This is a genomic window from bacterium (assembly GCA_021372515.1).
Classification (GTDB): domain Bacteria; phylum Gemmatimonadota; class Glassbacteria; order GWA2-58-10; family GWA2-58-10; genus JAJFUG01.
Map to the genome: position 1 here is coordinate 44,413 of JAJFUG010000039.1, position 26,458 is coordinate 70,870.

Below are 26,458 nucleotides of genomic sequence, written 5' to 3' on the forward strand. Positions count from 1 at the left end.
AGAAGTAACGATCCACACCCAAACCGCTGTGACCGGATGCCGTCCATGCATGTTCACAAGTTCCGCCTCTTACGCCTGGCCGGAATGCTCCTTTGCCTGGGGCTCGACGTGCTTGCGCTCCCCCTGGCGGCGCAGGTCCCGGTGGACCCGGCGAACACCACCAGCGGCGACATCAACCACGACGGGGTGTTCGACCAGATCGACCTGATCCAGCTCGAACGCGCGGTCACGCTCAAGCTCAGCCTGCCTGCCGCCGAGACTGCCACCTGCGATGTGGACGGCAACGGCAGGCTGACCGGCTTTGATCTCCTGGTCATGACCCAGGCCCTCAAGCGCGCCCAGAGCACCGGGGTGAGCATGTTCGACGCGATCAAGAGCACGATCGAGGTCGACCTGGCCAAGGAGGGGGACAATGTCCAGACCTATCTCGACCTGGCCCGTTTCATGGCCAAGGAGGGCCGTCTGGACCGCTCGCGGCAGGTGCTCGAAAGCATAATGGAGGCCCTCGACACCCGTCACCCGCTCTACGAGGCGATCAACGCCACCCTGCACGACATAGAGGATAAGGAAGCGGCCAAGCGGCTGCTCGAAGAGGGCGCCGATAAAGAGGCGATCTACGACGCCTCCGAGGACCCCTCCGGCAAGATAAGCCTGCGCCGGAAAGTGATCGAGATGAAAAACAAGCTCACCGACCTGATGAAAGACCAGAGTTTCGCCGCCAGCTACGACAGCAAGCGCACCCAGGGCAAGCTGGATGCGGTGATGGACAACATGCTGCGCAAGATCGGCAAGGATCAGGACGTGGATCCGGGCGACATCACCAAGTTCAACGGTGATGTGCGCTCGGTGCTGGAAGACCCGGACAATATCGTCGGAAGCCTTTCCGTCGACCAGCGTAACCAGATCGTCAAGATCGTGGACCAGTCCACCGGCGATATGCGCGACACGGCGATGGACCTGCGGCAGAGGATCAGCGCCGCAAAAAGCCAGAGCGAGCCCGAGTCCCAGGGCGGGGGCCTGATCCGCCAGGAGATCCTGGACCGCCGCAAGTGGAACACCGACGGTGCCGCGGACAACCTGAGAGTGGACAAGCTGATCGTGGCCAACAGCCCCAAGATATCGCCCGATACGATCAGCATCGTCTCCCCCCTGTATAACCTGAACTGGGATGTCTCGAACGTCCTGGGGGCCAGGGATGCCGCGGTGGAGATCAGCAAGGTGGACAAGAAATTCGCCAACCCGCGCGGGGCCCAGGTGGACAAGGACAACACCCTGTACTACAACCCCTCGATGGGCGGCGTGTCCGGCCAGCGCCGCGGCAGCGCGCTCGAGCTGGAGGGCGAGGGCACCTACCAGTACCGGGTGGCGGCCCTGGACAACCGTGGAGAGATGATCAGCCGCTTCTCCGACGCGGCCGAGCTGATCGTGGTGGCCAACAACGTCAATATCCTGGCCAACCAGCCCAATGTCTCCCCGGACACGATCTATCCCGGGAACCCGACCTACACTTTCAAGTGGGACATCGGCAACATCGAGGGGGCCAAGGACGTCGCGGTGGAGATATCCAACCCCAATACCCCGTTCTCCAATCCCGGCGGGCGTGAGCGCGACCGGGTGAACACGTTCTTTTTCAACCCCTCGCTGGGACGGTTGAGCGGCTCTTTCGGCTCCAACATCGACGGCCTGTCGGGGCCGGGCCTCTACCTGTTCCGCGTGATCGGGGTCAGCCCGGTCGGCGATTTCGTCGGCCAGTGGTCCCCCCCCGACACCCTGATCGTGACCACCGACGAGGTCGCGGCAGTGGCCCGCGAGAACCCGCCCGAGGTCTTGCTGCCGCCCAAGGTGGCTTTCCAGGATACGGCACTTGTGGTGAGTTGGGATGTCAGTGCGGTCAAAGCGGCACGCAGTATCTCACTGGAGGTGGCCCTGAGCGACACCGGAGGCAGCGCTTCGGAGAAGGCGGTCCTGAACCGCAAGCTCCCCGGCGCCAGCGGCTCGACCGTCCTGAAACTCAACGAGCTGGAGGGCCGCGGGCGCTACGTGTTCCGGGTGGCCGCCGCCGATTCCAGCGGGACGCTGGTCACCATGTGGAGCCGTCCCGAAACCTGGAGATACCGCGGTCAGTCCTCGGCTGCGGATACGCTTGAAAAAAATGCCAAATCCCAGGCCGCCCAGGAGCCCGACACACCGGGGCTGGGGGCGCCCGAGGGCAAGGAGCTGCGCGTGGCCACGGACAAATCACCGCTCTACGCCGACAAATCGCTCTCCAGCACGGAGCTGGCCAGCCTGAACAAGGGTGACAGCCTGATCCTGGTCTCCAGCGACGGCATGTGGAACCGGGTCTACTACGCCCCCAAGCGCACCTATGGCTGGGTGCTGAACATCAATATCGAGGAACGCTGAGCCGCGGCGGGCCGCGCTCCGAATCAGGCTTGACAAGCTTAAAGCGTTGGCTTAAATTGTGTGTGCCTTTAAATAGAAATAATTGCCCGATGGTGTAATTGGCAACACGCCTGACTCTGGATCAGGAGTCTCCAGGTTCGAGTCCTGGTCGGGCAACCATAAAAAGGGGTCGGCGGCAGGCCGGCGCCCGCTGAGAGCCCCGGAGCAGACAGTTCCGGGGCTTTTCTTCTTGCAAACCACCGCGAGACTTGGCAAATTTCTACCGCTACCGGTGGCTGCGTATCAGCCGGGGCCGCTACATCCCGCGGACAAGAACTATTCAGGCAAATCTGTCATTTCAGAAAGGATTCACGGTATGGACAGGCCGAATACCGCTCCAGGCACCGATTTTATCCGGGCCATCGTGGATGAGGACAATCGCACGGGCAAGTACGGCGGACGGGTGGTGACCCGGTTCCCGCCCGAACCCAACGGTTTCCTGCATATCGGCCATGCCAAGAGTATCTGCCTGAACTTCGGGGTCGCGAGTCAGAACGGCGGGGTCACTCACCTGCGCTTCGACGACACCAACCCCTGCAAGGAGGAGGACCGCTATGTCGAGTCCATCCAGGAGGATGTGCGCTGGCTGGGGTTCGACTGGGGCAGCCACCTCTACTACGCCTCGGACTATTTCGAGCAGCTCTACCAGTGGGCGGTAGTGCTGATAAACAAAGGCCTGGCCTATGTCTGCGAGCTGAGCGCCGAACAGGTGCGCCAATATCGCGGCACCCTGACCGAGCCGGGACGGCCCAGCCCCTGGCGTGACCGGTCGGTCGAGGAAAACCTCGACCTGTTCGAGCGCATGCGCGCGGGCGAATTCGAGGAGGGCAGCCACACCCTGCGGGCCAGGATCGACATGGCCTCGCCCAATGTCAACCTGCGCGACCCGGTGATGTACCGTATCCTCAAGGCCCGTCACCACCGCACCGGCGACAAGTGGTGCATCTACCCGATGTACGACTACGCCCACGGCCAGAGCGACTCCATTGAGCGTATCACCCACTCGATTTGCACTCTCGAATTCGAGGACCACCGTCCCCTTTACGACTGGTTCATCCAGGCGATCGGCATTTACGCCCCGCAGCAGATCGAGTTCGCCCGTCTCAACCTGACCTACACCGTGCTGAGCAAGCGCAAGCTGCTCGAGCTGGTGCAGGACAACCTGGTGAGCGGCTGGGACGACCCGCGCATGCCCACCATCTCGGGCCTGCGCCGCCGCGGCTACACACCCAAATCGATCCGCGACTTCGCCGACCGCATCGGCGTGGCCAAGACCGACAGCACGGTGGACATCCAACTCCTGGAATATTTCGTCCGCGAGGACCTGAACCTGGTCGCCCCGCGGCGCATGGCAGTGCTGGAGCCGCTGCGCCTGGTGATCGACAACTACCCCGAGGACAAGAGTGAGGAGTTCGAGCTGATCAACAACCCGGAGGACCTGGGCGCGGGCAGCCGCCGGGCGCCGTTCTCGAAGGTGCTGTACATCGAACGCGAGGATTTCATGGAGAACCCGCCGCCCAAGTATTTCCGCCTGGCGCCCGGGCGCGAGGCGAGGCTGCGCGGGGCTTATTTCGTCAAGTGCGAAAGCCTGGTCAAGGACCCGTCCACGGGCGAGGTGACCGAGATCCATTGCACCTACGACCCGGAGACCCGCGGCGGGGACTCGCCGGACGGACGCAAGGTGAAAGCCACCCTGCACTGGGTCTCGGCGGCCCATGCGGTGAGCGCCGAGGTGCGCCTGTTCGATCACCTGTTCGGTAAAGAGGACCCGGGCGAACTGGAGCCGGGGGTGACCGACTGGCGGGCCAACCTCAACCCGAACTCCCTGACCGTGCTCAAGGACTGCCGTCTGGAGCCCTGCCTCAAGGACGCCGCCGCGGGAGCGCGTTTCCAGTTCGAGCGCAAGGGCTATTTCTGCGCGGACCCCGACTCCAGGCCCGGCGCGCCGGTGTTCAACCGCACGGTCACGCTGCGCGACACCTGGGCCAAGATACAGAAAACCCAGGGCGAGGGACAGGCCTGAGTCATTATCCGGGAGTTGAATTGCGAACACAGCCCCGACGGTTGGCAGGACCGCCGCCGGGGCTTTTGAATTGAGGGACAAGGGGAAATGGCACGGATCAAGGGGAACAAGAGCGAAGTCGTGCGCCTGGACCGGGTGAGCGTGGAACGCGAGGGCCGCTCCATCCTGCGCAGTGTCAGCCTGAGCGTGGAGCCTGGACAGCACTGGGTGATCGCCGGGCCCAACGGCAGCGGCAAGACCACGCTGCTCAACGTGATAAACGCCTACCTCTGGCCCACGCGGGGACGGGTGAGCGTGCTGGGCGAGCGTTACGGCGAGGTGGACGTGCGCGACATGCGCCGCAGGATCGGGTTTGTCACCTCGGCCCTCTACGAGCGGGTCCCCGCGCGCGAGACCTGCCTGGAAGTGATAGTTTCGGGACGCTTCGCCAGCCTGGGGATTTACGATGAACCTACCGCCGAGGACCGCGCCCTGGCCGCCGAGCAGGCGCGGTTCATGGGCCTGGAGCGGGTGCTGGGCAGCCATTACGGCGTGCTGAGTTTCGGCGAGCGCCAGCGCACCCTGCTGGCCCGCGCCCTGGCCGCAGGGCCGCGCCTGCTGATCCTGGACGAGCCGTTCGAGGGCCTCGACCTGGGCGCGCGGGAGCGGATCATGAGCTTCCTGGACAGCCTGCTCTCCCGTCCCGACAGCCCCACAGTGCTGCTGGTGACCCACCGCATCGAGGAGATACCCTCCGCGATCACCCACGCGGCCCTGCTCAAGGCCGGGAGCATTCTGGCCGCCGGACCGCGTGAGGCTGTGCTCACCTCGGAGAACCTGAGCCGGGCCATGGACTGTAGGGTGGAGGTGCTGCGCAAGAACGGGCGCATGGCCGCGCTGGTGGGGGGATAAAACGGGGCACGATACACTGTGCCCGAAAGCTACAACCCACTGTTTCACCTATAATAGGGAGATCAAAAGCCCCTTGGCCAAGGCCTTTGCATAACCCTTAAAGCGGGATGCCAAAGTTCCTCGAACCCGTCCCCGGCCTGCCGACTTATTCCAGCGCCAGCGCCGTTGCCTCATACAGCTTCAGGCCCCGTCATCCGAAGATAGAAGCGGCAGCTCAATTGTGAATGTGGATCCATGTCCAGGTTTACTCTGCACATTGATACTGCCATTGTGATTTTCGATAATTCGGTACGCGATGGACAACCCCAACCCGACCCCCTGGCCCACATCCCGGGTGGAAAAAAACGGATTGAAAATATTCTGAATCATGTCTTCCGGAATGCCCACGCCATCGTCGGCAATGTCAATATGGATACGATTATCCCTCAGGCAGGTTTTCACGGTGATGGCGCCGCCCTCTTCGATTGCCTGGGTCGCGTTCAGGAGTATGTTCAGGAACACCTGGCTCAACTGCTGGGGATTGGCCGGCACTGCGGGTACTCTGCCAAGGGATTTAACGAACCGGCCTTTCTTATCGTCTACTCGGTCCTTCAACAGCGCCAGGGTGGATTCGAGCAACACATTAATATTGACCGGAGACGTTCTTTCGCCGGCGGAATGGGCGAAGATTAAAAGACCGGTGACAATATCCTTGATACGCTTCATACCCTGCAAAGATTCCTCAATGATTTCCGGCAAATCATTCTTCAGGTAAATATAGTTTTCATCCTCGACAACCCGGCTTAGCCCCGCATAAAAGTTTTGCAACTGTGAAGGGTCTATCCGCGAGTCGGTATGGATAAGCTTTTCCAACGATTCGACATAAGTGAAAAACTCCCGGACATTGTCGCGAATGGCTCCCAGGTTGCATAGAATGAAACCGGCGGGATTGTTGATCTCGTGGGCCACACCGGCTGCAAGCTGGCCGATGCCTGCCATTTTTTCCGAGCGGACAAGATTGTTGCGGGTTTCCTCCAGTCGTTCCAAAGTTTCCCGCAGATCATCTAATGCCTTCTCCCGCTCCTCGACAATCCGACACAATTCCATCCCCGCAACTATTTCTCCCTGATCGTTCCTGAGCGGCGACGCAATGTTCTCGAAACGGAAAGAGACTCCATCCTTGGTAATCCCCACCCGTAACGCCTTGGTCAATTTACCAGTGCGAAAGGCTTCAACTATCGGGCAACCAGCACAGATCATGTCGCGTTTTTCATAGACGCTGTAGCAATATCCCCCGATGTGCGATCCGAAGTTGTCGATCATGAACTGGTTCTGGTAGACGATTCGCATGTTCAGATCCTGTATGCTTAGCCCGTCGCCCATCGAGTGCATAATGTTATCCAGCAATCTGGAAGCATCCGTCATAATTTTTCTGGCATTCTCGAAGCATTCATCGGAGTTGATCATATAGCCGCCTCACGATCCGGAAAGTTGAAAGACAATGTATTCCATTGTCCCGGATACAATTCCACCGTTTCCTCTGTCGTAGATACTTAAAACGTAGGCACTAATGATTATATGACAAGAATACGACAGGTTGTCAATACAGGATCGGCCCAACAGTTAGTGTCGGCCTTGAAAGTATCGGTCGACCTTTCAAGGGGTTTCCGGATACTTGGCAACACCCGATTTTCAGCGCTGAGCATCATTTTAGGGTGGGATTGTAAAGTGTAAGCAGAAAAGCAGCTTAAAAAGGGGTGGTATGATTGAAGATCGTCGAGCTGAGCCAGAATACCGATTCTCCCTTAACAAAGGGGACGCCCGCGAAGCGGACTGTTCGGTTTTTTCCACCATGAGATTGTAAAAAGGGCATGCTGCTCCGCATGCCCTGCATACACCCGAGGGAGAACCGGGATTGTTACACCGCTGCACCCGGCTTCCAGTCACCCGGCTCTTTTGGGTTGCCGGTCCTGAATCTTTTTCTGCTTCTGATCCTGTTTCTTGTTTGTCTGTTTCTGGTTCTTCTCCTTATCTTTCTTGCCGCCTCTGTCTCCCATCGCGCACCACCTTTCAGTTATCTTCCTGCCGTGTTAATCTCAAGCTTCGAGATCAGACAGCCGATACGAACCTGTCTGAAACGTTTATCCGTGTTGAGGGTACCTCTCTTTTTTTGCACTGTCAAGTAAAAAACCCTCCTGTTTTTCCAGAGACCGGGTCATCCAACGCCTTTGCCGGCTGATGTTATCCGTGCAGTCCGCTGGCATCCGCGCCATTCTGGATTCGGAGATCACAAAAAAGCAGGGGCACGGTGCGCCGTGCCCCTGCGAGTGCTTTCATATCCCTCGGGACTATCCTCCCTCACTCCCCCGGACGGAGCAGCACCTCGATCGCCGGGCGGAAATGCCGCGCCATGCGCATGAACCCCAGGTCGGTCGGGTGCACGCCATCCACCGTGGACTCGCCGTCATCCTCCAGCATGCCCTCTCCACGCAGAAGGAACACCTCGTGGTCGCCGCTGTCGGTGAGCTGCTTGAACTGCATCCCCAGCGAATCGTTGGCCAGGGCGTTGCTCCCGCGCGGATCCTCCACCAGCAGGATCGGGGTGAGCGGGTGCTTGGCGCGCAGGGTTTTGACGAACGGCACGGTCAGGTGGCCGATAGCGTTGCCCACGTTGGGGATGCAGTCGATCACGTACACGGCCGGGTCCAGCTCGGCCAGGAGTGTGGCCACTTCCGGCTCCAGCATCCCGTTGCCCGAAAAGCCGAGGTTTATCACCTCACGGTTCAGCCAGCGGCCCAGGATCTGGCTGTGGGCCATGCCCGGGCGCGAGGCGCAGCCGCCCTGGGTGATCGAGGTGCCGTAGATCACCACCGGCTTGCCCGGAGGCGGCGGAAGGCTGTAGAGCCTGGCCCCGGCGGGAAGGCCCAGAGCGAGCCTGGTCACTCCGTGATAGAGCGGCAGGTTTATGATGCAGTCGCGCATCTCGTGCGTCTTGTTAAGCTTGCCGATCCGTCGCACCGTGCGGCCGGTGTCGGGCCGGGCAGTCCAGTCGTAGACCCAGCGGCTGTCTTTCCACACGTAGAGGTCCAGACCGCTCACCCCGGTGGGCGCGAAATGCGGCATCCCCTCGCCGCCGTCCCAGTCTACCAGGATACTGTCGGCATCCGTGCGGAACCGCAGCAGAAGCCCGGCGGCGTCGCGCGACAGGTCCCAGACCGGCTCGCGCACCACGCCCTTGGCCCGGGCCGGGAACCGGTCGTAGTAGCCCTCGGTGTCAGTCCAGCCCTTGCCTTCCACCCCGATATCGCGCCCATCATACCAAAGCGTGCCCAGGCTGTCGGCGCGGGCGTGCGCCGGATCGATCAGCCTGGCGCTCTGCGCCGCAGCCACGCTCAGGCCCAGCAGCACCGCCGCCGCGACCAGCGCAGGGACGGATAGTCTCATCCTTGTGTGCATCCTTGTCACTCCCAGGGTTGAATTGAGCCTGCTCCAGTCAACCGATCCACCTCACTTGCCGTAATCCACCTCGTGCATGGCCTTGACCTGCATCTCGGTCTTGCCCACGCCGTTGGTCATCCGGATGTCCTTGTAGCGCTCGAGCAGCTCGGGGTGCTGCTCGGTCAGATACTTGAACAGCGCTGGGTTGCGAGACAGGAACACCATGGCTTTCTCGTTGTCCGTGCCGTTGATCGTGTTCCACCACTTGCTGGCCGAAAGCGGCTCGCGCGAGAAATCGATCTCCGTCATGATCACCGTGTTTTTCTTGCCAACGGCCTCGGCCAGCACCTTGCCGTTATAGTCGATTATCCCGTTGCCGTCCGAGCCGGTGATCACCGGGGCCAGGTAGATGAAATTGTCCCTGGCGCGGGTCACATAGCGTGACGCGGTGGACAGGCTCCCCCCCGGGTCGTTCTCATGGCCCATGGTGGGATGGAACACGATGTCCGCACCCTGGAGGGCGTAGACGCTGCAGATCTCGGGGAAAATTATCTCCCAGCAGGTCGCCACCGCCACCCGCCCGAAATCGGTGTCGAACGTCTCGAGGCTGTTGCCCGGGGTGACCTGCCAGGTTTCCATGATCGGCAGGTGGGTCTTGTGATGCGTGCCGATGATTTCGCCCTGACGGTTGAACATCACGGTGGAGTTATAAACCTTGCCCTCCGCTTTCTCGTAAATCGGGGCCAGGATGTACATGTTGTATTTCTTCGCGATGGCGGCGATGCGCTCGGTCAGGGGGCCGGGCACCGGCTCGGCCAGGGCGGTGAACAGTTTCTCGCCGCTCGCCGGATCGAGGGTCTCCATGTGCAGGCCGTACGGTCCGATATGCTGCATGTCCTCGGGGCCGCAGACAATGTCGGCGCCCTGCCGGCCGGCCTCCTCGAACAGGTCCAGCTCGCGCTGAAGGTGCGCCTCGATGTCGGGCCGGACTTTGGCCATGTCGAAGTCCTTGAGGAACGGGTCCTCGTGGGCTCCGCCCTCGACCTGGATCACGGCGACTTTCGCCTTGCCGCGCGCGGGAAGGCCGGCCGCGGCTGGCTGGGGCAGGGCCGCGGCTGTCAGCAGCGGCAATAACAGAATTGTCAGTTTGATCTTACGCATAAAAGCACCTCAGGGTGAGGGTTGGATGAATAGCGCGGGGATATCGGGTCAACCGGAACCGGCTATAGTTTAATAACAATAGTGGTTGTACGGCAATTTAAGCACCGTCAGGATGAAAGGCAATCCCTGATTCCTTTGCGGATGGACCCGAACCGCTCCGGCCAGCAATAGAATTTCAAATGAAAGCTGCGGTACTGCTCTAATTAATCGAGAATAATTTCATAAAGTGTAATTGGATGCCCGCAGAACAGATCGCTCAGAGAACGGGCGGACACCCCTGGCAAACCGGCTCTCATTCTCTGCACCTCTCATCCGGTCAGCGAGAAAGCCTTCCCTGACAGAAGGCCCGGCCATGAGAAAGAACAAATACAACTCCAGTCCACCGGACAGCCTGCCCGGCGCCCTGACCGACAAGAACCTCGGCCGGGGCTGGGTGGGACAGGCGGGATTTTTTCTGTCGGTGCTGTTTATCCTCCTGATGGTGATAATTTCGGGGATAATGCTGCACCAGTTCCACGGCCTGGTGGAGAGCGAGCTGCGCAACGCCATGACCGGCGTCGTCGCCAGCACCGGCCATTCCCTGGACCACTGGCTGGATGAGCGGATGGCGCATGTGGAAATCTGGGCCGCCACGCCGGAGCTGCGCCGCGAAGCCCAGGCGCTGCTGCCGCTGGACGGCGACAGCCGGATGATCCGCGCGAGCCGCGCACTGGCCGGTTCGCGTCGCCTGTTCCTGTCCAGCCTGTACCTGCACGGCTATCTCGAATTCTTTATTGTCTCGCCGGAGCACCGCGTCCTGGCTCAACTGGGAGATTCGTTCCTGGGCGCGAATTTCCCGTCCCAGGAGGTCGACAGCCTGCTGGCCCGGGTCTTCGCGGGCCAGAGTACATTCACCCTGCCGGTGCGCTGCAGGATCGACTCCCGGGCATTGAATGGCGGGGGTGAGGCCGGGCGGCCGGGGATGTTTTTCGCCGCGCCGCTGAAAAACGAGCAGGATGAGGTTGTCGCCGCCCTGCTGCTCTACTCCGACCCCGAGACCGGACTGTCCTCGATCACGGATATCGGCGCTTTCGGGCGCAGCGGGCAGGTGTTTGCGTTCGATGGCCGCGGGCGGCTGATCAGCCTGAGCCGTTTCACCCCGCCGCACAGCGACTCGCTGGGCCTGGACAACGGAATCCTGAGCCTGGAGTTGCGCGATCCGGGAGCCAAGCCATCCCGGATCAATGCCGGCAGGGCGGCTGCCGGCGACAGCCTGCCGTTCACCCGGATGGCCGGGCAGGCCCTGGACGGCCGCAGCGGGATCGACCTGGAGGGCTACCGCGACCTGCGCGGCGTGCCGGTGGTGGGGGCCTGGCTCTGGGACAAGCGCGCCGGCTGCGGCCTGGCCCTCGAAATCACCCGCGAGGAGGCTTTCAGTTCCTACCGCCGCATCCGGACCACGGTCCTCACGGTGCTGGTCACCACGGTGATCATGTTCCTGGGCCTGAGCCTGGTGCTGCACCGCAGCCGCAAGGAGGCCCTGCGCCTGGCGCGCCAGTCCACCCTGGCCGGCAAGCAACTCCAGCGCGAGATCGAGGTGCGCCGCCAGGTGGAGGACTCGCTGCGCGAGAGCGACGCCTACATCCGGGCGGTGGTGGACAGCGTGGTGGACGGGATCATCACCACGGACGAGAACCTGTTCATCGAGACTTTCAACCCCGCGGCCGAAAAAATATTCGGCTACATCTCCGCCGAGGTCCGGGGACAGAACCTGGCGCTGCTGTTCGATCCCTCGATGCGGCGCGAGTCGGACCGCGACTGCCACCGCCCGGGACGGAACGGGGAATGCCCCGAGATGCTGGGACGGCGCAAGGACGGCTCGCATTTCCCGGTGGAGTTCGAGATCAACGAGATGTGCCTGGGCAGCCGCAACGTGCACGTGGGTATCCTGCGCGACATCACGGAAAGGAAAAAATACGAGCTCGAGCTGCGGAGACTGTCGAGCCACGACGGCTTGACCAGCATTGCCAACCGGAGGCATTTCGACGACATACTCCAGACAGAATGGAACCGTGGGCTGGAGCACTTCACCCCGCTGTCGCTGATCCTGCTCGACATCGACCATTTCAAGGCTTTCAACGACACCTACGGCCACCAGGCCGGTGATGAGTGCCTGATCCGGGTGGCCGGGGCGCTCCGCGACATTTTCCACCGTCCGGCCGACCTGCCGGCGCGCTACGGGGGCGAGGAATTTGCGGTTATCCTGCCCGAGACCGGCCTGGCCGGGGCCCTGATCGTGGCCGAAAAAGTCCGTCTTGCCATAGAACAGCTTTGCCTTGAGCATGCCGGCTCGCCAAAATATGGATGCGTAACCGTAAGCCTGGGGGTCTCCTGCCTGACTCCCGATGCCGGAGTAAAAGACGGCCCGAGCCTGCTGATCGCCGAGGCCGACCGGGCGCTCTACAGGGCCAAGGATTCCGGCCGCAACTGTGTGGTCGGAGCAATTCAGGAAAACCCGGATGACAACGGAGTAAGCACTGAACTCGCAGACGGCATCGCCCACTGAACCTGGAGGAGTAATGACCAAGGCCGGGATAATCAACCTGGTGGCAGAGAAATGCGGGTTTTCAGCCCGGGATGTCAGGCTGGTGGTGGAGGAATTCATTGTCGAGGTCAAGGACTGCCTGAAAAGCGGGAAACATCTGGAGATACGCGGGTTCGGCACTTTCCGGGTCCGGGAGCGCAAGTCCCGCCGCGCGCGCAACCCCAAGACCGAGGAAAGCATCCTCATCCCGGCCCGCCGGGTGGCGGTGTTCAAAGGCTCCCCTCGTCTGGACCTGCTGATCGAGCCGGATCAGCCCGGCTGAGAAAGTCACCCTCCGCGGGCGGGTCTGTCCGGCCGCCCGCGGACGCAATGAATCGCAAGCCATCTCCACGCGCCCCCCGGCCAAGCCTCTTCACCCATCAGTCTGCCTCCCTTCGAGCCTCGCCCGGCTGTGCCGGCCTCCCTAAGCCAGACAATGCTGCCGCTGTCCACCTTGTCAGGGTTGTGTCAAGAAGCGGGCTCGTTTTCATTTCATCATCCATTCCCTGTACGATTGAGCGGTCACGCCCGGGCTTTCCTGGCTCTCCCCCCCTGTAACAAGAAAGTTCATTGTGGGTTACAAATTTCTTTGCAGCCGGGAGATGTTTCGATTATTTTTGAAAGGCCGGTTTAAAATACTGCGCTTAAACGAGATATGCACACAACATTCACGCGGCCACTGCGAGAGGGATGAAATGATGAAGCCGAAAGTACTGCTCCCCATTTTCAGGAAATTCAAAGAGCACCTTCTTCCGGACTGGATTATCGAGGAAATTTCCGCGCACATGGAGCTGAAAGTCGTGTACGATCCGGACAGCCTCTCCAGCGAGGAGTACGACAACCTGTTCCGGGATATCGACGCGATGATCAGCACCTGGGAGATACCCGTGCTGAACCCGCGGGTCATCTCCAAGTGCCCGAACCTCAAGATAATCTCCCACGCCGGCGGGCAGGTGCGCTTTTTCATCCCGGAGGACCTGTTCGACCTGCGGCCCGACCTGCTGATCTGCAACGCCTCGAACGTGATGGCCCGTCCGGTGGCCGAGCACACCCTGATGATGTCGATCGCCCTGCTGCGCAACCTGTTTTTCATATCCCGCTGGGCCGCCGAGAACGCCGACTGGGAGAATTATCCGCGCGAGAAAAACGTCAGCCTGCTGAACAAAAAAGTGGGCCTGGTGGGCCTGGGTCAGATCGCCAACGAATTCATCGAGCTGGCCCGGCCGTTCAAGGCGGAATTCCATGTCTTCAGCCGTCACCTGGGCGATTTCGACGCCGAGGCGCGGGGGCTCAAGAAAAGCTCGCTCGAAAAGATATTCTCCACCTGCGACGTGATCACGATCTGCTCGGCCAACACCCCGGAGAACCGTCACATGGTCAACCGCGACCTCCTGCGACTGATCAAGCCCGGAGCGGTGCTGGTCAACAACGCCCGCGGCGCGCTGATCGACGAGCAGGCGCTGTGCGATGAGCTGGAGAGCGGACGTTTCAGCGCGGCGATCGATGTGACCGAACCGGAGCCTCCGGCCATGGACAGCCGCCTGCGCAGCCTGCCCAACGTCTTCCTCACCCCGCACTCGGCCGGCCCCACGCCGGACCAGTGGCCCTGGATGGTCAAGGAGGCGGCGGACATAATCCGGGCCTATTTCCGTAACCAGCCGGTCTGGAACATCATAGACCGCAAGCGGTTCCGCTACATGGCCTGAGCCTTGCGGCTCAAGGCTCGCAGCGTCCGTCACGCTATTTCCTGCCGGGCGTCTTAATGTTTTGCGCGGCAAGAGTATCGGTTTATTTTTTTCTTGACAAATCGGGGCTGAAACTCGACTCTTATACTCATGGTTATTTGCCGCCCAGCAAAACAAACCGTAATCCAACATAAAGCGCTTCCGGCGGCCTTTTGCACCGGGTACCATCAACAGGCAAGGAGCCACGTCCAATGACCAAGGCTGATATAATTCAGAACATCGCGGACAAGAACGGTTTCACCGCCAAAGATGTGAAAATAGTGGTGGAAGAGTTCATCGATCAGGTGAAGAGCTGTCTGGTCAACGACCAGCACCTCGAAATCCGCGGGTTTGGCACTTTCAAGGTCAAGGCCCACAAGGCCAGAAAGGCCCGCAACCCGAAGACCAACGAGGAAGTGCTGGTCCCCTCCCGCAAGAAAGCATTCTTCAAGGTCAGCCGCGAGCTTAACGCCCTTCTTAAATAGTCTGCGGAAACAAAAAGCCGGATCCTTGCTCTCAAGGGTCCGGCTTTTTTATTGCCCGCGCGTATCTATTTCCTGTCCGTGTCCCAGCGGTGCTTGCCCACGGTTTCGAGCAGCAGCTGACGGCCCTCCAGGATGTCGCAGCCCAAGGCCCAGATCATCACTCCGCCCAGACCCTGCACCTTGGCGAAATCGCATTTGAGGGCGATCGACTCCGGGTTGTCGAAAGTGACCACGTGCTCGCGCGAGCGCTCCAGCATGTAGGGGACCAGCGAGACGCTGTCCCAGTAGTAGTCCCAGCCGCCCTCGGCCCAGAACTGCACCGCCTCGCTGTAGTCGATGTAGCGGCCGCCGTGGTTGGGCCCGCCCAGGTACGAGGCGTCCAGCTTGAAACCGTAGAACGGCAGACCGAGCAACAGCTTCTCGGGCGGAATGCCCAGCTCTTTCTCCAGGTAATAAATTTCGGAGAAGCACGACTCCGGCACGCCGTTGTAGCCCGGGATGACCGAGTAGAGCGGCGAGTTGTGCCCGGCCTCGCGGCTCCAGAGGCCGTGAAAATCGTAGGTCATCACATTGAACCAGTCGAGGACCTTGTTCAGGCGGCGCTGGTCGAACACGCTCTCACTGTCCAACCGCCCGGTGTTGGCCATGGTGATCAGAAACGGCTTACCGCGCTTGGTGGCTGCGGCGCGCAGTTCCTCGACCAGGGTGGCGTGGTCGGCGCGCTCCTTGGCGTTGGCCGGCAGCTCCCAGTCGAAATCCACCCCGTCGTAGCCGTTCTTCTCGCAGAAATCGAGCAAATTACTGATGAATATCGCCCGCAGCGAGGGGCTCGCCGCCACCGGAGGGAATCCCTCCACCGCCCTGCCGCCGCCGCCGCCGCCCAGCGAGACCAGCACTTTCCGCCCGGCGGCGTGCGCGGCCTGGATCAGCTCCGGGTACAGTAAATCGGGCCGCACGTTCAGGCTGCCGTCCTTGTTCGGGGTGATAAAAGCGTGGCAGATATGGGTGAGCACTTTGAAATCGAGCTTCTCGGCAGGCAGCTTGTCTTTCATCCCAGCGGGATAATACCCCAGCACCTTCGACTCTCCGGCGCGCGCCGTACCCACGGCCAGCGCCAGAGCGAGCACCGCCAGCGCCAACCGGCGGACCGGAACGGAAAAGGCCTCCGTACGCATTGCTCCTCCTGTCACCCTGTGTTTGATAGTGGAATCGAATCTGTTCAGGCTCATCTGTCCGCATGCCGGAGCGGGATACCCGCCGGACGGGCCTGCACCGGAAAAAGATCCGTTGACTGCTCCGGCTACAATTTTCATCCGCCGAACCGGCCCTGCAACCTTTTTGTTTCCCGTCCGACTCGGATGATAGTCTTTCGGCAGGGAACAGCAATGTCCGGTTAGGAACTTGCAGTGAGAAGCCGAAAGACTCTGTTCTGCTTTGGTTTCGGCCAAAGCAGCAAAGCCAGCGGGGGCCGCAAACTCGTCCCAACCGGGACTCTGCGTCAATCTTAAGCGTTTACGGAGTCTTAATTCCGCTCCCTCGTTGCAGCGGCGGCGCTGCCGCGAATCGCCGCCGAACCGTGCGGCAATTACAGCCCCGGCCGTTTCTCGCTCAATTAAACGCTACCCTGGCGGGAGGCTCAGACAGGTGCGGCCCCCAAGGGCAGCAGCGGCGGCCTGTCAGCCGCACGGGGTTTGGCTTTGACCCAGGATCGAGTTATTCCGATACGAACGCTGTGTTCGCCCATAACATTCTAGAGCAAAAACCTAACCGGACATTACTGTGGCCCACCGAAAATCAATACCTGGCGAACGGTCGTAGGTATTGCACTGGGGCATTCATGAATTGCCCCTACATGTTTTCCCGGTGTGATTCACGTATGAGGTTGCGGTGGCCTGACAGCCAACAGGGGTATTTCCGGCGTACTTTTTTTACCTCCTATCGGGACGCTCCAGCCGGAACAGCAGCCCGCTTGCCGGCGGCTCATCCATCCCGTCAGGCGCGAACCCGGAGCGCAACAGCACCTTGACCGAGGCCGGGTTGTCCGGCGCGGTCCGGGCGATAATCCTCGCCACCCCCGACTGACTGAAAGCCCAGGCCGCCAGCGCCCGCACCATCTCGCCCGCCAGGCCGCGGCAGCGCCAGTCCGGCTGCACGGAGTAGCCGATTTCCACTTGCCCCTTCCCGCCCGGAGCACCCAGGAACCCGGCGCTGCCTACCAGCACCGGCGGTGAATCCACCCCCCGGCCCTCTTCCAGCAGAGCGTACCAGCCGTACCAGCCCACAGCCTCCGGGTGAGCGGCGAGCTGCTCTTCGAACCAGGGCAGGGCCTCGGCCAGGGAGTCGAGCGGCCAGCCGGGCGGCACCACTGCATCCAGAATCACAGCCAGGCGCGCGCGGTCGGCCATCTCGGCCCGCACGCTCTCCACAGTGGAGGGGACCAGACGCAGACGCTCGGTCCGGATTTGCATATCGCACCGTCCTCCCACACCCGGGGAACACCATAAAAAACAAGGGGCGGGTTTGAAACCCGCCCCTGCAAAGACACTCAGGTCAGAATCTGCATTCTATCGAGGCGGTCGCGAATCAGGATTTTTTCTTCCGCCCGCCGGACTGTTTCGGCGCAGCCACCGCCTTGACCGGTCCCGCCGCCGCGGCCGCCGCCTGCAGCGGCGCGTGGTAGCGTTTCTGGATGTACATCTGCTGGAACATCTGGATCACGTTGAAAATCGTGTAGTACAACACCAGCCCGGAGGAGAAATTGATGAAGAAGATGAGCATCATGATCGGCATCATGTACATCATCGGCTTCATCTTGGGATCGGTCTGCGTGGGGGTGAGTTTCTGCTGCACGAACATCGACACCGCCATCAGCACCGGCATGACATAGTACGGGTCGGGCTGGCTCAGGTCGTGGATCCAGAGGAACGCATCGGCCCCGCGCAGCTCGATGGTGCGCTGGAACACGTAGAACAGGGCGAACAGCACCGGCATCTGGATCACCATCGGCAGGCAGCCGCCCAACGGGTTGACCTTGTGCTCGCGGTAGAGCTTGAGCATCTCCTCCTGCTGCTTGCGCGGGTCATCCTTGAAACGCTCGCGCATCTCGGTCATCAACGGCTGGATTTTCTGCATCTCGATCTGGCTCTTGGTGCTCTTGATAGTCAGCGGGTAGAACACCACCTTTACCAGCAGGGCGAACAGCACCAGGATCAGCGCGTAGTTTGACACATAGGTGTGCATCCAGAGCATGATCCGCAGGATCATCTTGGTGAAAGGCTGGATGATGACCCAGCCGTACTCGAAAATCTTGGGCAGGCCGTAGTTGAGCCGGGTGATCTGGTCGTAGGCCTGGGGTCCGGCGTAGATCGAATAGACCACCGGCGTTCCGGCCTGGGCCGGGATTGGGAAACGCCCGCGGAAATAGATGCGCTTGGCCTCCAGGTTGCCCGAGGCGCTCATCCCGTCCATCGGGGCGTCCGGTACGAAGAAGGTAGTGATAAAGTACTGGCTTTTAAGCCCGCCCCAGAGGATCCTGTGCTCGCCGCTGGGCTGCCAGTCGCTCTTGGAGAGGTCCTTGATCGATTTTTCGACCACCGAGCCGTTGTCGTAGTAGATCGCCTTGTAGCTGGCGTAGTCGGCGTCCGGCTTTTTCTCGTTCGACAGCAGGGTCGGGCCCAGGGTGACCTCCAGCGCGTTGCCGCTGGCGCCGCTTAGCTGCGGCGGCAGGTACATGGCGCTTTCGATCAGGTAGCTGTCGTTGTGGAAAGTGTAGACAATGCGGATCGTAGCCCCGCCGTTCAGGGTGTCGAGAAAAGTGATCGTCCCCTGCGGGTTCGACTTGTCCAGGCGCAGGCTGAGCTTGTCGGCGCAGAAACGGCGCGCGCCCAGGTCGACATCCTTGCCGCTGCCGCCGAAAATCAGGCGGGAGGACAGGAAACGGCTCTCATCCGGGATGAGCTGCACCGGGGGGAGCTTGTCGGAGTCGGCGTTTTTCGCTGCCCCGTTGAAAGAGGGATAGTGCTTGAGCCCGGCCTTGACCAGCACGGCCCCGCGGGTGATGAAACGGTACTCGTACAGCTCGCCGCTCACCACCACCGTGTCCACCGGGGTCTCATCCACCGGCTCGACATCGGGTGCGGACAAATCGCTTAAAGCACCCGGTTCGGTAGCGACACGGGCGGCGGTGTCGGACTTTATGACCTGGGTCGTGTCGGCCGGTGCGTTGACCGTCGCCGGGCGTGGCTGCGGCTTGGGGGCGAACCACAGCATGTAGACGATCCAGACCACGAAGATCAGGGCCGTCGCCAGTGCCGTTCTCTTATCCATCAATACCTCATGCTCTGATTGACGTTTTCAGTCGCTCCGGGGCAGCCCCGCTCAGGGCAGGTCCACTCCGCCGGGATGGAAGGGGTGGCAGCGGGAAAGACGGCGCAGGGCGCGCCACGCACCCTTGAACGGTCCGTACTTGCTCACGCTTTGCCGCGCGTACTCGGAACAGCTCGGGTAAAAACGGCAGGAAGGCGGCAGGAACGGACTGACAAGGCGCTGGTAAAGGAATACCAGTGCCAGCAGGACCGCCTGCAAAGCCTTTTCGATCCATTTCAGCATAATCTGTCCATCAGGGGACGTTGCCCCCGTCCACCGGCTCGCTCCTGGCTGCGGCGCAGGACTCCACTTTCCGGGCCAGGCGCAGGTAACGCTCGTTCAACTCGCTGTATTTCAAGCCGTAGCAGTCCGGAGTGATCCGCAGCACCACCAGCCGCCCGCTCTCCAGCACTCCGGCGCGGCGCACTATTTCCTGAAGGCGGCGGCGCAGACGGTTGCGATCAACCACGCTGCGCTTGAATTTCGGCACCACCAGGGCGAAACGGCTGTGGCATTCGGCGGCGCAGGGCAGGACATTCAGCTTGAGCAGTCCATCCCCGACCCGCCGCCCGTTGTCCAGCACGTGACGGATATCGCGCGAACGGCTCAGGGCGATCCTGCGGGCCAGACCCACCTGGATTCCTTTCCGGTGAACTGCGTGCGTGGCAGACCGGAGAGTGAGGCCGCCGGTGGATAAAAATCTGCGGTCCCTACGAACATAGTCCGGCCCGGAGGGGCGGAACAACGTTCATGGAGACCGCAGCGGATTTACAGAACCGGTATCAGAGAGCGACACGCTTGCGGCCGCGCGTGCGGCGGCGGTTGAGCACCAGACGGCCGCCGTGGGTGGCCATGCGGGCGCGGAACCCGTGCTTGTTGTGCTTCTTCCGGTTGCTGGGCTGGAAAGTTCTTTTCATCTTCTAAGTCTCCGTTCGCTCTGGCTGCGGTAATTATCAAAGGCTTTAAAAATAAAGCGGTCCGGGCGGACTGTCAAGACTTTACGCGCCAGCATCACGCACTCCCGTGGTTTTGCCTGCGCCCTCCGGGCCCGGATAGTCTACAAGCGGTTAATTTAGTTCCCTGCCACGCTTTTTCCAATTAAATTTATACAGCTTTCGCGCGCCGCGCCCGGAAGATACGCGGCAAAGGTTGACAGCCGCGGGGTGAAACCGTTATTCTAAGCGCCTTTAGCCGTAAGCTCCGACGCGGCGTCCGGAGTAAGGGACATTCGGCAAACAGGGACAGGGAAAACAAACTCATGGAACAACTGCTGCGAGATGCGCTTCTGCGAGGCCTGGCCGCCATGCAGGTCCAGGATATCCCCGAGTTCGTGATCGAAAAACCCAAGGACCCCCGTCACGGCGACCTGGCCGCCAACGTGGCCTTCCTCCTGGCCCGCAGCCTCAAGAAAGCCCCGGCCCAGATCGGCCGCGAGCTGGTGGAGGCCATGGGCCAGCTCGGCCCCTATGTCACCTCGGTCGAGGTGGCCCCCAACGGGTTCATCAATTTCAGGATCAGCCCGGGCTGGTGGACCGATCAACTGGCCCGCATCCAGGCCGTGGGCGAGGCCTGGGGACACGGTGACAATCTCGCCGGGCGCAGGATCGTGGTGGAGTTCGTCAGCTCCAACCCCACCGGGCCGCTGACCATCGGCCACGGCCGCCAGGCGATCCTGGGCGACTGTATCTGCTCGCTGCTGGCCGCCCAGGGCGCCCAGGTCTGCCGCGAGTACTACTACAACGACGCCGGCAACCAGATGAACATCCTGGGCCGCAGCTTGCGCGCCCGCTACGTGCAGCGTTTCCGCCCGGAGTTCCCGTTCCCGGAGAACGGCTACCGCGGCGACTACATGCTGGAGATCGCCGAGGCGTTCGCAAGCCAGCACGGCGACAGTCACCTTCCCCCCGCCGGTGACATCTCCGACCCCGACCCGGGCACGCTCAAGGTGTTCCGCGAGTTCGCCGCCGAGCACATCCGCCGGATCATCGATGTCGACCTGCGCCAGTTCCGGGTGGCGTTCGATGTCTGGTCCCTGGAGAGCCGTCTGTACACCGAGGGCAAGATCGACGGTCTGCTGGCCCTGCTGCGTGAAAAAGGCCTGAGCTACGACAAGGAGGGCGCAGTCTGGCTGGCCGCCAGCCGTTTCGGCGACAGCGAGGACCGGGTGATTGTCAAGAGCACCGGCGAGCCGACCTACTATCTGCCCGACCTGGCCTACCACATGGACAAGCACCAGCGCGGGTTCGACGAGGCGATCAACATCCACGGCGCCGACCACCACGGCTACGCCCCGCGCATGCTGGCCGGGATGCGCGCCCTGGGCTACCCCGAGGGCTGGCTGCGCTACGTGATCCACCAGATGGTCAGTTTCAAGGAGGGCGACGAGGTGGTGAAGATGTCCACCCGCGCCGGACGCTTTGTCACCCTGAGCGACCTGTGCCGCGAGGTGGGCGTGGATGTGGCCCGCTACTTCTTCGTCATGCGCAAGGCCGACAGCCACCTGGTGTTCGACCTCGACCTGGCGCGCAAGCAGAGCAACGAGAACCCGGTCTACTACTGCCAGTACGTGCACGCCCGTATCTGCTCGCTGGCTCCCACCGCGGCCGAGGCCGGGGTGTGGGACGGCGACCGCGGGCTGTGGAAGGATTACCGTCCCGAGCGCCTGGTCGAGCCAGAGGAGCTGGAGCTGATCGTGCACCTGCTCGATTTCCCGCGCCTGGCGGCCATGGCTGCCCTGGCCCTGGAGCCGCACCATATCCCGTTCTTCCTCGAGGAACTGGCGCGCAAGTTCCACGGCTGGTACCAGCGACACCGTATCGTGAGCGAGGACAAGGCCCTCTCGCGCGACCGCCTCTACCTCGCCGACTGCGTGCGCACGGTCATGTCTGCCGGGCTGGGCCTGCTCGGAATAACCGCACCGGAAAAAATGTGAAAGGAGAGCCGCACAGATGAGCCAGGCCAACCCTGAGCCGATTGTCGCAGTGGGCACGATCGGCATCGACACTATCGAGACCCCCACCGAGCGGGTCGAGGCAGTCCTGGGCGGAAGCGGGACCTATTTCGCGGTGGCCGCCTCCCTGTTCAACCCGGTCTGCCTGGTGGCCGTGGCCGGCGACGACATGACCGAGGCCCAGTGGAGCACCTTGCGCCGCCCGAACCTGATCCTGGACGGCATCGCGGTGGTCAAGGGCGGACGGACGTTCAGTTGGGGCGGACGCTACCACGCGGATGTCAACCGCCGCGACACCCTGTTCACCAACCTGGGCGTGCTGGAGACTTTCAATCCGGTGGTGCCTGCGTCCCAGCGCGGCGCGCGCACCGTATTCCTGGCCAACGTGGACCCCGGCTCGCAGCTCAAGGTGCTGGACCAGGTGAGCGGTGCCGAGTTCGTGGTCACGGATACGATGAATTTCTGGATCTCCGGCGACCGTGAGCGTCTGGGCCAGGTGCTGCGCCGCACGGACTGCCTGATCCTGAACGATGACGAGGCCCGTCAGCTAACCGGCTGCCTCAACCTGACCGACGCCCTGGAGAAAGTGCAGGCCCTGGGTCCCAGAATGGTGGTGCTCAAGAAAGGCGAGCACGGGGCCGTGCTGGCCGTGGGCCGCGAGCTGTTCGCCCTGCCGGGCTACCCGTTGCGCAACGTGGTCGACCCCACCGGCGCGGGTGACTCGTTCGCCGGCGGGTTCGTGGGCTACATCCAGCGCCGCGGCGACCGCTCGCGCGAAACATTGCGCGCGGCCGTGGTCTACGGCTCGGCCGTGGCCTCGTTCTGCTGCGAGGATTTCTCGCTGCGCCGTCTTGGCCGCCTGAGCCAGGACGAACTGGAAGCACGGGTGCAGGAGTTCCGCGAGCTGGTAAGGTTCCAGTGAGCCGGCTGGATATAACCGGCCGCTGAGTGTTGCATCCGTTCCACGTTGAATATTAAGGTTAAAAGATAAAAACAAATCCCCCTCTATCCCCCTTTGACAAAGGGGGAGGCGCTGGTCCGGGCCGGGGAGGGACCCCGTTTCCATTTGCAGCCCTCAGGGAAGGATTGTTCTATGAGCGAGGAGCGCAAGCAGAGCCTCTACGCCGCGGCCGGGGTGGACATCGACGCCGCCTCGAAGGCCGTGGGTGCGTTTAAATCCAAGGTGGCCGAAACTTTCACCCCCGGTGTGCTCAGCCAGGTGGGTAATTTCGGCGGGATGTTCTCCCTGGCCGGAGTGGAGGCCGCCGAGCCGGTGCTGATCTCCAGCACCGATGGCGTGGGCACCAAGCTGCTGGTGGCGCAGAAAGCCCACCGTCACGACACAGTGGGCGAATGCCTGGTCAACCACTGCGTCAATGATATCATGGTCCAGGGCGCGCGGCCGTTGTTCTTCATGGACTATATCAGTGTGGGCAAGCTGCGGCCGGAGCACATCGCCTCTGTGATGGACGGGTTCATCCGAGGCTGCAAGCGTAACGGCGTGGCCCTTCTGGGCGGCGAGACCGCCGAGATGCCCGACCTCTACGGCCCCGAGGACTACGACCTGGCCGGGTTCATCGTGGGCGTGGTCGACCGTTCCAAGCTCATCACGGGCGAGCGGGTGCGGGCCGGCCACGTGCTGGTGGGCCTGAGCTCCAACGGCCTCCACACCAACGGCTACTCGCTGGCCCGCCGGATCGTTTTCGACCTTGGCGGCCACGCGGTCAACGACCCGTTGCCCGAGGGCGGCGGAGTCAATTTCGGCGAGGCGCTGCTGGCCGTGCACCGCAGCTACAAGGTGCAGCTCGAGGCGCTCTATCAGCGCGGCCTGGTGGATGCCGCGGCGCATATCACCGGCGGCGGCCTCACCGACAACCTGCCCCGCGTGTTCCCGGACAGCCTGGACGCCGAGATCAAGCTCGGCTCGTGGTCCGTGCCGCGCCTGTTCACCTATCTTCAGGAGGCCGGGCGCGTGGAGCTGGAGGAGATGCTGCGGGTGTTCAACATGGGGATCGGCATGGTGCTGCTGGTCGACGGGGCGCGCCTGGAGGAGGCGCTCGGAGTGCTGAAAGGCCTGGGTGAGCAGGCCCATGTGATCGGACGGATGCGCCCCGGCTCGGGCACGGTCCGCTACGTTTGAGGTAAACGGACATTTTTCACTGGGGATGGGCTTATGCGTAAACTCTCTGTCGGAATGCTGGCACTGGCTTTAATACTCTGTTTCTCCGGCCTGCGGGCCGCCACGAACGACAACGCCTGGCTGGGCGGCCTGATGACCGGCGGCAGCCTCACCTCCTCCAGCGCCAACACCCTGGGCGGGCTGGGGCATTTCTCGGCCGGGCTGAGCGGCTCGGTCAGCACCGACCCGTACGGCACACTCAGTATCAGCACCGGAAGTGTTTCGGGTGTGCTGGCCCTGGGGATCCTGGAAGGCTCGCGCCTGGGACCGGCGGTGCACGGGCTGCTGTCGCTGGACGTGTTCGTGCGCGCGGGCAAGCTTCAGGTGAACGGCGCGGGCAGCGATGGGGCCGGGTTCTGGGGTGTGGGCGGACGGGTGGGGATCATCCGCAACTCGATCCTCACCCCGGCGGTGTCGCTCAGCTTCGCGCACCACGAGACCGGAGAGATCGGTCTGGCAGGAAGGATTTTCGGCTCCACGCTCGCCATGCCCACCGACCTGACAGTCAACTCGTTCCGGGTGGATGTGAGCAAGAACCTGTTCGTTTTCACCCCCTACGGCGGGTTCGGGGCGAACCGGGTGACCGAGGAACGCAAGGGCGGCACGGTGACCAAGCTGGAGAGCACCGAGAGCGTGGTTTACGGCGGCCTGGAATGGAATATCCTGCTGCTGCGCCTGGGCCTGGAGGTGCAGCGCACCGCGGGCGAGACCATCGGCGCGGCCAATATCCGGGTGACGTTCTGAGGCAGTTGAATCTAACCGGGATTTGCACGGAAAAATGTAGGGGCACGGCATGCCGTGCCCCTACGACGAGTGATTCTCAATCGAATCATTTAAGATTGAATTTCTGCCTTGCTTCAAACACAATGTTTTTCAAACGACTCATACAATCTGAAGCATTATAATCTCCAACTCGAATATAATCAGATAAAGTCCAATTACATCCCTCGGACTCCAGTTTGAGTTTCTGTATTCCTACTTTCGGATAGTTCTCTCCATCATTTAATTCTCTTTTCAATATTTCCGCCAACCTGTTGTTTATCCATTCTCCGAGTTCTTCAGGTGAAACAAGCTCCCTATCTGCTTTCATTCTCTCCTCCTTTTGTAGAAGGTTCGAATATCTGGTGATAAACATCTACCACCAGGGAAAAAACTACTCCGCTGATCGTTGTAATGAGACAATGGCGTTTTGATGTAGGGGCACGGCATGCCGTGCCCCTTTCGTTACACACCCCGTCGGCTGCGCCGCCACCCCTCTCAAGAGGGGAATGAAAAACGCGGCACACTGCGCCCCTATTCCTTTTCACCCCCAACCAATTTCTTATACACCTCCAGCGCCCTTCGCTGCAAGGTTTTCCGGTCGCAGTCGTTTTCGATCACATAGTCCGCCCGACGGCGCAACTCCCCCGGCGCGAGCTGGGCCGCAATCACCCGCTCGAACGTGGCCTCGTCCATTTTCCCCTTGGCCAGCACCCGCGCGCGGCGTGTCTCCAGGGGCGAGTCCACCAGCACCACGCAGTCCAGCTTTTTATCCAGGCCGAACTCGTAGATCAGGGCGGCATCCACCACGGCCACTTCCACGCCCGCAGCCTCGGCCTCGGCCAAAATCTGGTCCACCCGGCGCAGTATTTCCGGGTGCACGATGGAGTTGAGCGCGGCCAAAGCCTCCGGGTCGGTAAAGGCGATCCGGGCCATGCGTCCGCGGTCCAGGCTGCCGTTCGGCTGAAGAGTGCGCGGCCCGAAGCGTTCCACCAGGGCCGCCAGGGCCGGTGTGCCCGGCTCCACCGCGGCCCGTCCCAAGCCATCCGCATCCAGCACCAGCGCGCCGCGCTGGTCGCGCCAGATCGCGGCCACTGTGCTTTTTCCAGCCCCGGCGTTGCCGGTCAGCCCCACTTTGAGCATCACGCCCATCCTCACTTGGCCTCGAGCCAGTTGCGCCCGACAGCCAGGTCCACCCGCACCGGGACATCCAGCTTGACTGCGTTTTCCATCAGGCGACGCACGGTCTTCCCGACTTCCTCAGCCTGCGCCTCGGGCACGTCGAACACCAATTCATCGTGCACCTGCAGGATCATGTGCGCCTCGGGGAAACGCGCGGCCAGCTCGCGGTCCACCTGGAGCATGGCCACCTTGATCAGGTCGGCGGCCGAGCCCTGGATCGGGGTGTTGAGCGCCATGCGCTCGGCGTTCTCGCGCACCACGCGGTTGACGCTGGTGATCTCGGGCAGGTTGCGCCGCCGCCCCAGGATCGTTTCGAC

The 26,458-nt window shown here is 62.0% G+C and carries 23 protein-coding genes, 1 tRNA gene and 1 pseudogene; 12 read left to right on the top strand and 13 right to left on the bottom strand.

Going from position 1 to position 26,458, the window contains the following annotated elements:
- Positions 1–45: 45 nt before the first annotated feature.
- The 4 genes from LLH00_03635 (at position 46) to LLH00_03650 (ending at position 5,356) form a co-directional block, all read left to right on the top strand.
- Positions 46–2,403 (top strand): dockerin type I domain-containing protein, encoded by a 2,358-nt coding sequence (locus LLH00_03635; GenBank protein ID MCE5270355.1) that lies wholly within the window; start codon positions 46–48, stop codon positions 2,401–2,403.
- 83 nt (positions 2,404–2,486) lie between these two features.
- Positions 2,487–2,562 (top strand) — tRNA-Gln (locus tag LLH00_03640).
- Positions 2,563–2,758: 196 nt separating this feature from the next.
- Positions 2,759–4,465, top strand: a complete 1,707-nt coding sequence (locus LLH00_03645) for a glutamine--tRNA ligase/YqeY domain fusion protein (GenBank protein ID MCE5270356.1) — start codon at positions 2,759–2,761, stop codon at positions 4,463–4,465.
- A gap of 87 nt (positions 4,466–4,552) precedes the next feature.
- Positions 4,553–5,356 (top strand): ABC transporter ATP-binding protein, encoded by an 804-nt coding sequence (locus LLH00_03650; protein ID MCE5270357.1) that lies wholly within the window; start codon positions 4,553–4,555, stop codon positions 5,354–5,356.
- 180 nt (positions 5,357–5,536) lie between these two features.
- On the opposite strand, the gene LLH00_03655 is transcribed toward LLH00_03650, so the two are convergent.
- The 4 genes and pseudogenes from LLH00_03655 to LLH00_03670 form a co-directional block, all read right to left on the bottom strand.
- Positions 5,537–5,977 carry a hypothetical protein gene (locus tag LLH00_03655; protein MCE5270358.1) on the bottom strand — a complete coding sequence of 147 codons (441 nt, stop codon included), beginning with the start codon at positions 5,975–5,977 and terminating at the stop codon, positions 5,537–5,539.
- 36 nt (positions 5,978–6,013) lie between these two features.
- Positions 6,014–6,403 (bottom strand): annotated as a pseudogene (locus LLH00_03660) (hypothetical protein).
- A 1,290-nt stretch (positions 6,404–7,693) separates the two neighbouring features.
- Positions 7,694–8,779: an SGNH/GDSL hydrolase family protein gene (locus tag LLH00_03665; GenBank protein ID MCE5270359.1), complete on the bottom strand. Its 1,086-nt coding sequence runs from the start codon at positions 8,777–8,779 to the stop codon at positions 7,694–7,696.
- 63 nt (positions 8,780–8,842) lie between these two features.
- On the bottom strand, positions 8,843–9,934 hold the full coding sequence (locus tag LLH00_03670; GenBank protein MCE5270360.1) for a carbon-nitrogen hydrolase family protein: 1,092 nt from the start codon (positions 9,932–9,934) through the stop codon (positions 8,843–8,845).
- Between the two features lie 352 nt (positions 9,935–10,286).
- On the opposite strand from LLH00_03670, the gene LLH00_03675 reads away from it, so the two are divergent.
- The 4 genes from LLH00_03675 (at position 10,287) to LLH00_03690 (ending at position 14,706) form a co-directional block, all read left to right on the top strand.
- Positions 10,287–12,479 (top strand): diguanylate cyclase, encoded by a 2,193-nt coding sequence (locus tag LLH00_03675; protein ID MCE5270361.1) that lies wholly within the window; start codon positions 10,287–10,289, stop codon positions 12,477–12,479.
- 13 nt (positions 12,480–12,492) lie between these two features.
- Positions 12,493–12,780: an HU family DNA-binding protein gene (locus LLH00_03680; GenBank protein ID MCE5270362.1), complete on the top strand. Its 288-nt coding sequence runs from the start codon at positions 12,493–12,495 to the stop codon at positions 12,778–12,780.
- 412 nt (positions 12,781–13,192) lie between these two features.
- A complete protein-coding gene (locus tag LLH00_03685) occupies positions 13,193–14,203 on the top strand; it encodes a hydroxyacid dehydrogenase (GenBank protein MCE5270363.1) in 1,011 nt (336 codons plus the stop codon).
- Between the two features lie 230 nt (positions 14,204–14,433).
- Entirely contained in the window at positions 14,434–14,706 is a 273-nt protein-coding gene (locus LLH00_03690; protein MCE5270364.1) for an integration host factor subunit beta, read from the top strand.
- Between the two features lie 65 nt (positions 14,707–14,771).
- On the opposite strand, the gene LLH00_03695 is transcribed toward LLH00_03690, so the two are convergent.
- The 6 genes from LLH00_03695 to rpmH all read right to left on the bottom strand — a co-directional run bounded on the left by LLH00_03695 (position 14,772) and on the right by rpmH (position 19,988).
- Entirely contained in the window at positions 14,772–15,881 is a 1,110-nt protein-coding gene (locus LLH00_03695) for a glycoside hydrolase family 18 protein (GenBank protein MCE5270365.1), read from the bottom strand.
- Between the two features lie 753 nt (positions 15,882–16,634).
- Positions 16,635–17,174, bottom strand: coding sequence for a GNAT family N-acetyltransferase (locus tag LLH00_03700; GenBank protein ID MCE5270366.1), 540 nt, complete (start codon positions 17,172–17,174; stop codon positions 16,635–16,637).
- 115 nt (positions 17,175–17,289) lie between these two features.
- Positions 17,290–19,032: a membrane protein insertase YidC gene (yidC, locus tag LLH00_03705; GenBank protein MCE5270367.1), complete on the bottom strand. Its 1,743-nt coding sequence runs from the start codon at positions 19,030–19,032 to the stop codon at positions 17,290–17,292.
- A 51-nt stretch (positions 19,033–19,083) separates the two neighbouring features.
- Positions 19,084–19,314, bottom strand: coding sequence for a membrane protein insertion efficiency factor YidD (yidD, locus tag LLH00_03710; protein ID MCE5270368.1), 231 nt, complete (start codon positions 19,312–19,314; stop codon positions 19,084–19,086).
- A 10-nt stretch (positions 19,315–19,324) separates the two neighbouring features.
- Positions 19,325–19,705, bottom strand: a complete 381-nt coding sequence (gene rnpA, locus LLH00_03715; protein MCE5270369.1) for a ribonuclease P protein component — start codon at positions 19,703–19,705, stop codon at positions 19,325–19,327.
- A gap of 148 nt (positions 19,706–19,853) precedes the next feature.
- Positions 19,854–19,988 (bottom strand): 50S ribosomal protein L34, encoded by a 135-nt coding sequence (gene rpmH, locus LLH00_03720; GenBank protein MCE5270370.1) that lies wholly within the window; start codon positions 19,986–19,988, stop codon positions 19,854–19,856.
- Between the two features lie 341 nt (positions 19,989–20,329).
- Between rpmH and argS the strand changes: the two genes are divergently transcribed.
- The 4 genes from argS to LLH00_03740 all read left to right on the top strand — a co-directional run bounded on the left by argS (position 20,330) and on the right by LLH00_03740 (position 24,944).
- Entirely contained in the window at positions 20,330–22,003 is a 1,674-nt protein-coding gene (gene argS / locus LLH00_03725; protein ID MCE5270371.1) for an arginine--tRNA ligase, read from the top strand.
- Positions 22,004–22,019: 16 nt separating this feature from the next.
- Positions 22,020–22,943 (top strand): PfkB family carbohydrate kinase, encoded by a 924-nt coding sequence (locus LLH00_03730; protein ID MCE5270372.1) that lies wholly within the window; start codon positions 22,020–22,022, stop codon positions 22,941–22,943.
- A 171-nt stretch (positions 22,944–23,114) separates the two neighbouring features.
- On the top strand, positions 23,115–24,161 hold the full coding sequence (gene purM / locus LLH00_03735) for a phosphoribosylformylglycinamidine cyclo-ligase (GenBank protein ID MCE5270373.1): 1,047 nt from the start codon (positions 23,115–23,117) through the stop codon (positions 24,159–24,161).
- Positions 24,162–24,194: 33 nt separating this feature from the next.
- Entirely contained in the window at positions 24,195–24,944 is a 750-nt protein-coding gene (locus tag LLH00_03740) for a hypothetical protein (GenBank protein MCE5270374.1), read from the top strand.
- An 85-nt stretch (positions 24,945–25,029) separates the two neighbouring features.
- On the opposite strand, the gene LLH00_03745 is transcribed toward LLH00_03740, so the two are convergent.
- The 3 genes from LLH00_03745 to LLH00_03755 all read right to left on the bottom strand — a co-directional run.
- Positions 25,030–25,290, bottom strand: a complete 261-nt coding sequence (locus LLH00_03745; GenBank protein MCE5270375.1) for a hypothetical protein — start codon at positions 25,288–25,290, stop codon at positions 25,030–25,032.
- Positions 25,291–25,493: 203 nt separating this feature from the next.
- Positions 25,494–26,102 (bottom strand): dephospho-CoA kinase, encoded by a 609-nt coding sequence (gene coaE, locus LLH00_03750; GenBank protein ID MCE5270376.1) that lies wholly within the window; start codon positions 26,100–26,102, stop codon positions 25,494–25,496.
- An 11-nt stretch (positions 26,103–26,113) separates the two neighbouring features.
- The coding region (locus LLH00_03755; GenBank protein MCE5270377.1) for a DNA polymerase at positions 26,114–26,458 on the bottom strand (345 nt) is incomplete at its 5' end.

Bases quoted from the DNA above. Each gene is read 5' to 3' on its own strand.
- LLH00_03635 (MCE5270355.1), top strand. From the start codon at position 46: ATGCATGTTCACAAGTTCCGCCTCTTACGCCTGGCCGGAATGCTCCTT.
- LLH00_03645 (MCE5270356.1), top strand. From the start codon at position 2,759: ATGGACAGGCCGAATACCGCTCCAGGCACCGATTTTATCCGGGCCATC.
- LLH00_03650 (MCE5270357.1), top strand. From the start codon at position 4,553: ATGGCACGGATCAAGGGGAACAAGAGCGAAGTCGTGCGCCTGGACCGG.
- LLH00_03665 (MCE5270359.1), bottom strand. From the start codon at position 8,779: ATGAGACTATCCGTCCCTGCGCTGGTCGCGGCGGCGGTGCTGCTGGGC.
- LLH00_03670 (MCE5270360.1), bottom strand. From the start codon at position 9,934: ATGCGTAAGATCAAACTGACAATTCTGTTATTGCCGCTGCTGACAGCC.
- LLH00_03675 (MCE5270361.1), top strand. From the start codon at position 10,287: ATGAGAAAGAACAAATACAACTCCAGTCCACCGGACAGCCTGCCCGGC.
- LLH00_03680 (MCE5270362.1), top strand. From the start codon at position 12,493: ATGACCAAGGCCGGGATAATCAACCTGGTGGCAGAGAAATGCGGGTTT.
- LLH00_03685 (MCE5270363.1), top strand. From the start codon at position 13,193: ATGATGAAGCCGAAAGTACTGCTCCCCATTTTCAGGAAATTCAAAGAG.
- LLH00_03690 (MCE5270364.1), top strand. From the start codon at position 14,434: ATGACCAAGGCTGATATAATTCAGAACATCGCGGACAAGAACGGTTTC.
- LLH00_03695 (MCE5270365.1), bottom strand. From the start codon at position 15,881: ATGCGTACGGAGGCCTTTTCCGTTCCGGTCCGCCGGTTGGCGCTGGCG.
- LLH00_03700 (MCE5270366.1), bottom strand. From the start codon at position 17,174: ATGCAAATCCGGACCGAGCGTCTGCGTCTGGTCCCCTCCACTGTGGAG.
- yidC (MCE5270367.1), bottom strand. From the start codon at position 19,032: ATGGATAAGAGAACGGCACTGGCGACGGCCCTGATCTTCGTGGTCTGG.
- yidD (MCE5270368.1), bottom strand. From the start codon at position 19,314: ATGCTGAAATGGATCGAAAAGGCTTTGCAGGCGGTCCTGCTGGCACTG.
- rpmH (MCE5270370.1), bottom strand. From the start codon at position 19,988: ATGAAAAGAACTTTCCAGCCCAGCAACCGGAAGAAGCACAACAAGCAC.
- argS (MCE5270371.1), top strand. From the start codon at position 20,330: ATGGAACAACTGCTGCGAGATGCGCTTCTGCGAGGCCTGGCCGCCATG.
- LLH00_03730 (MCE5270372.1), top strand. From the start codon at position 22,020: ATGAGCCAGGCCAACCCTGAGCCGATTGTCGCAGTGGGCACGATCGGC.
- purM (MCE5270373.1), top strand. From the start codon at position 23,115: ATGAGCGAGGAGCGCAAGCAGAGCCTCTACGCCGCGGCCGGGGTGGAC.
- LLH00_03740 (MCE5270374.1), top strand. From the start codon at position 24,195: ATGCGTAAACTCTCTGTCGGAATGCTGGCACTGGCTTTAATACTCTGT.
- LLH00_03745 (MCE5270375.1), bottom strand. From the start codon at position 25,290: ATGAAAGCAGATAGGGAGCTTGTTTCACCTGAAGAACTCGGAGAATGG.
- coaE (MCE5270376.1), bottom strand. From the start codon at position 26,102: ATGCTCAAAGTGGGGCTGACCGGCAACGCCGGGGCTGGAAAAAGCACA.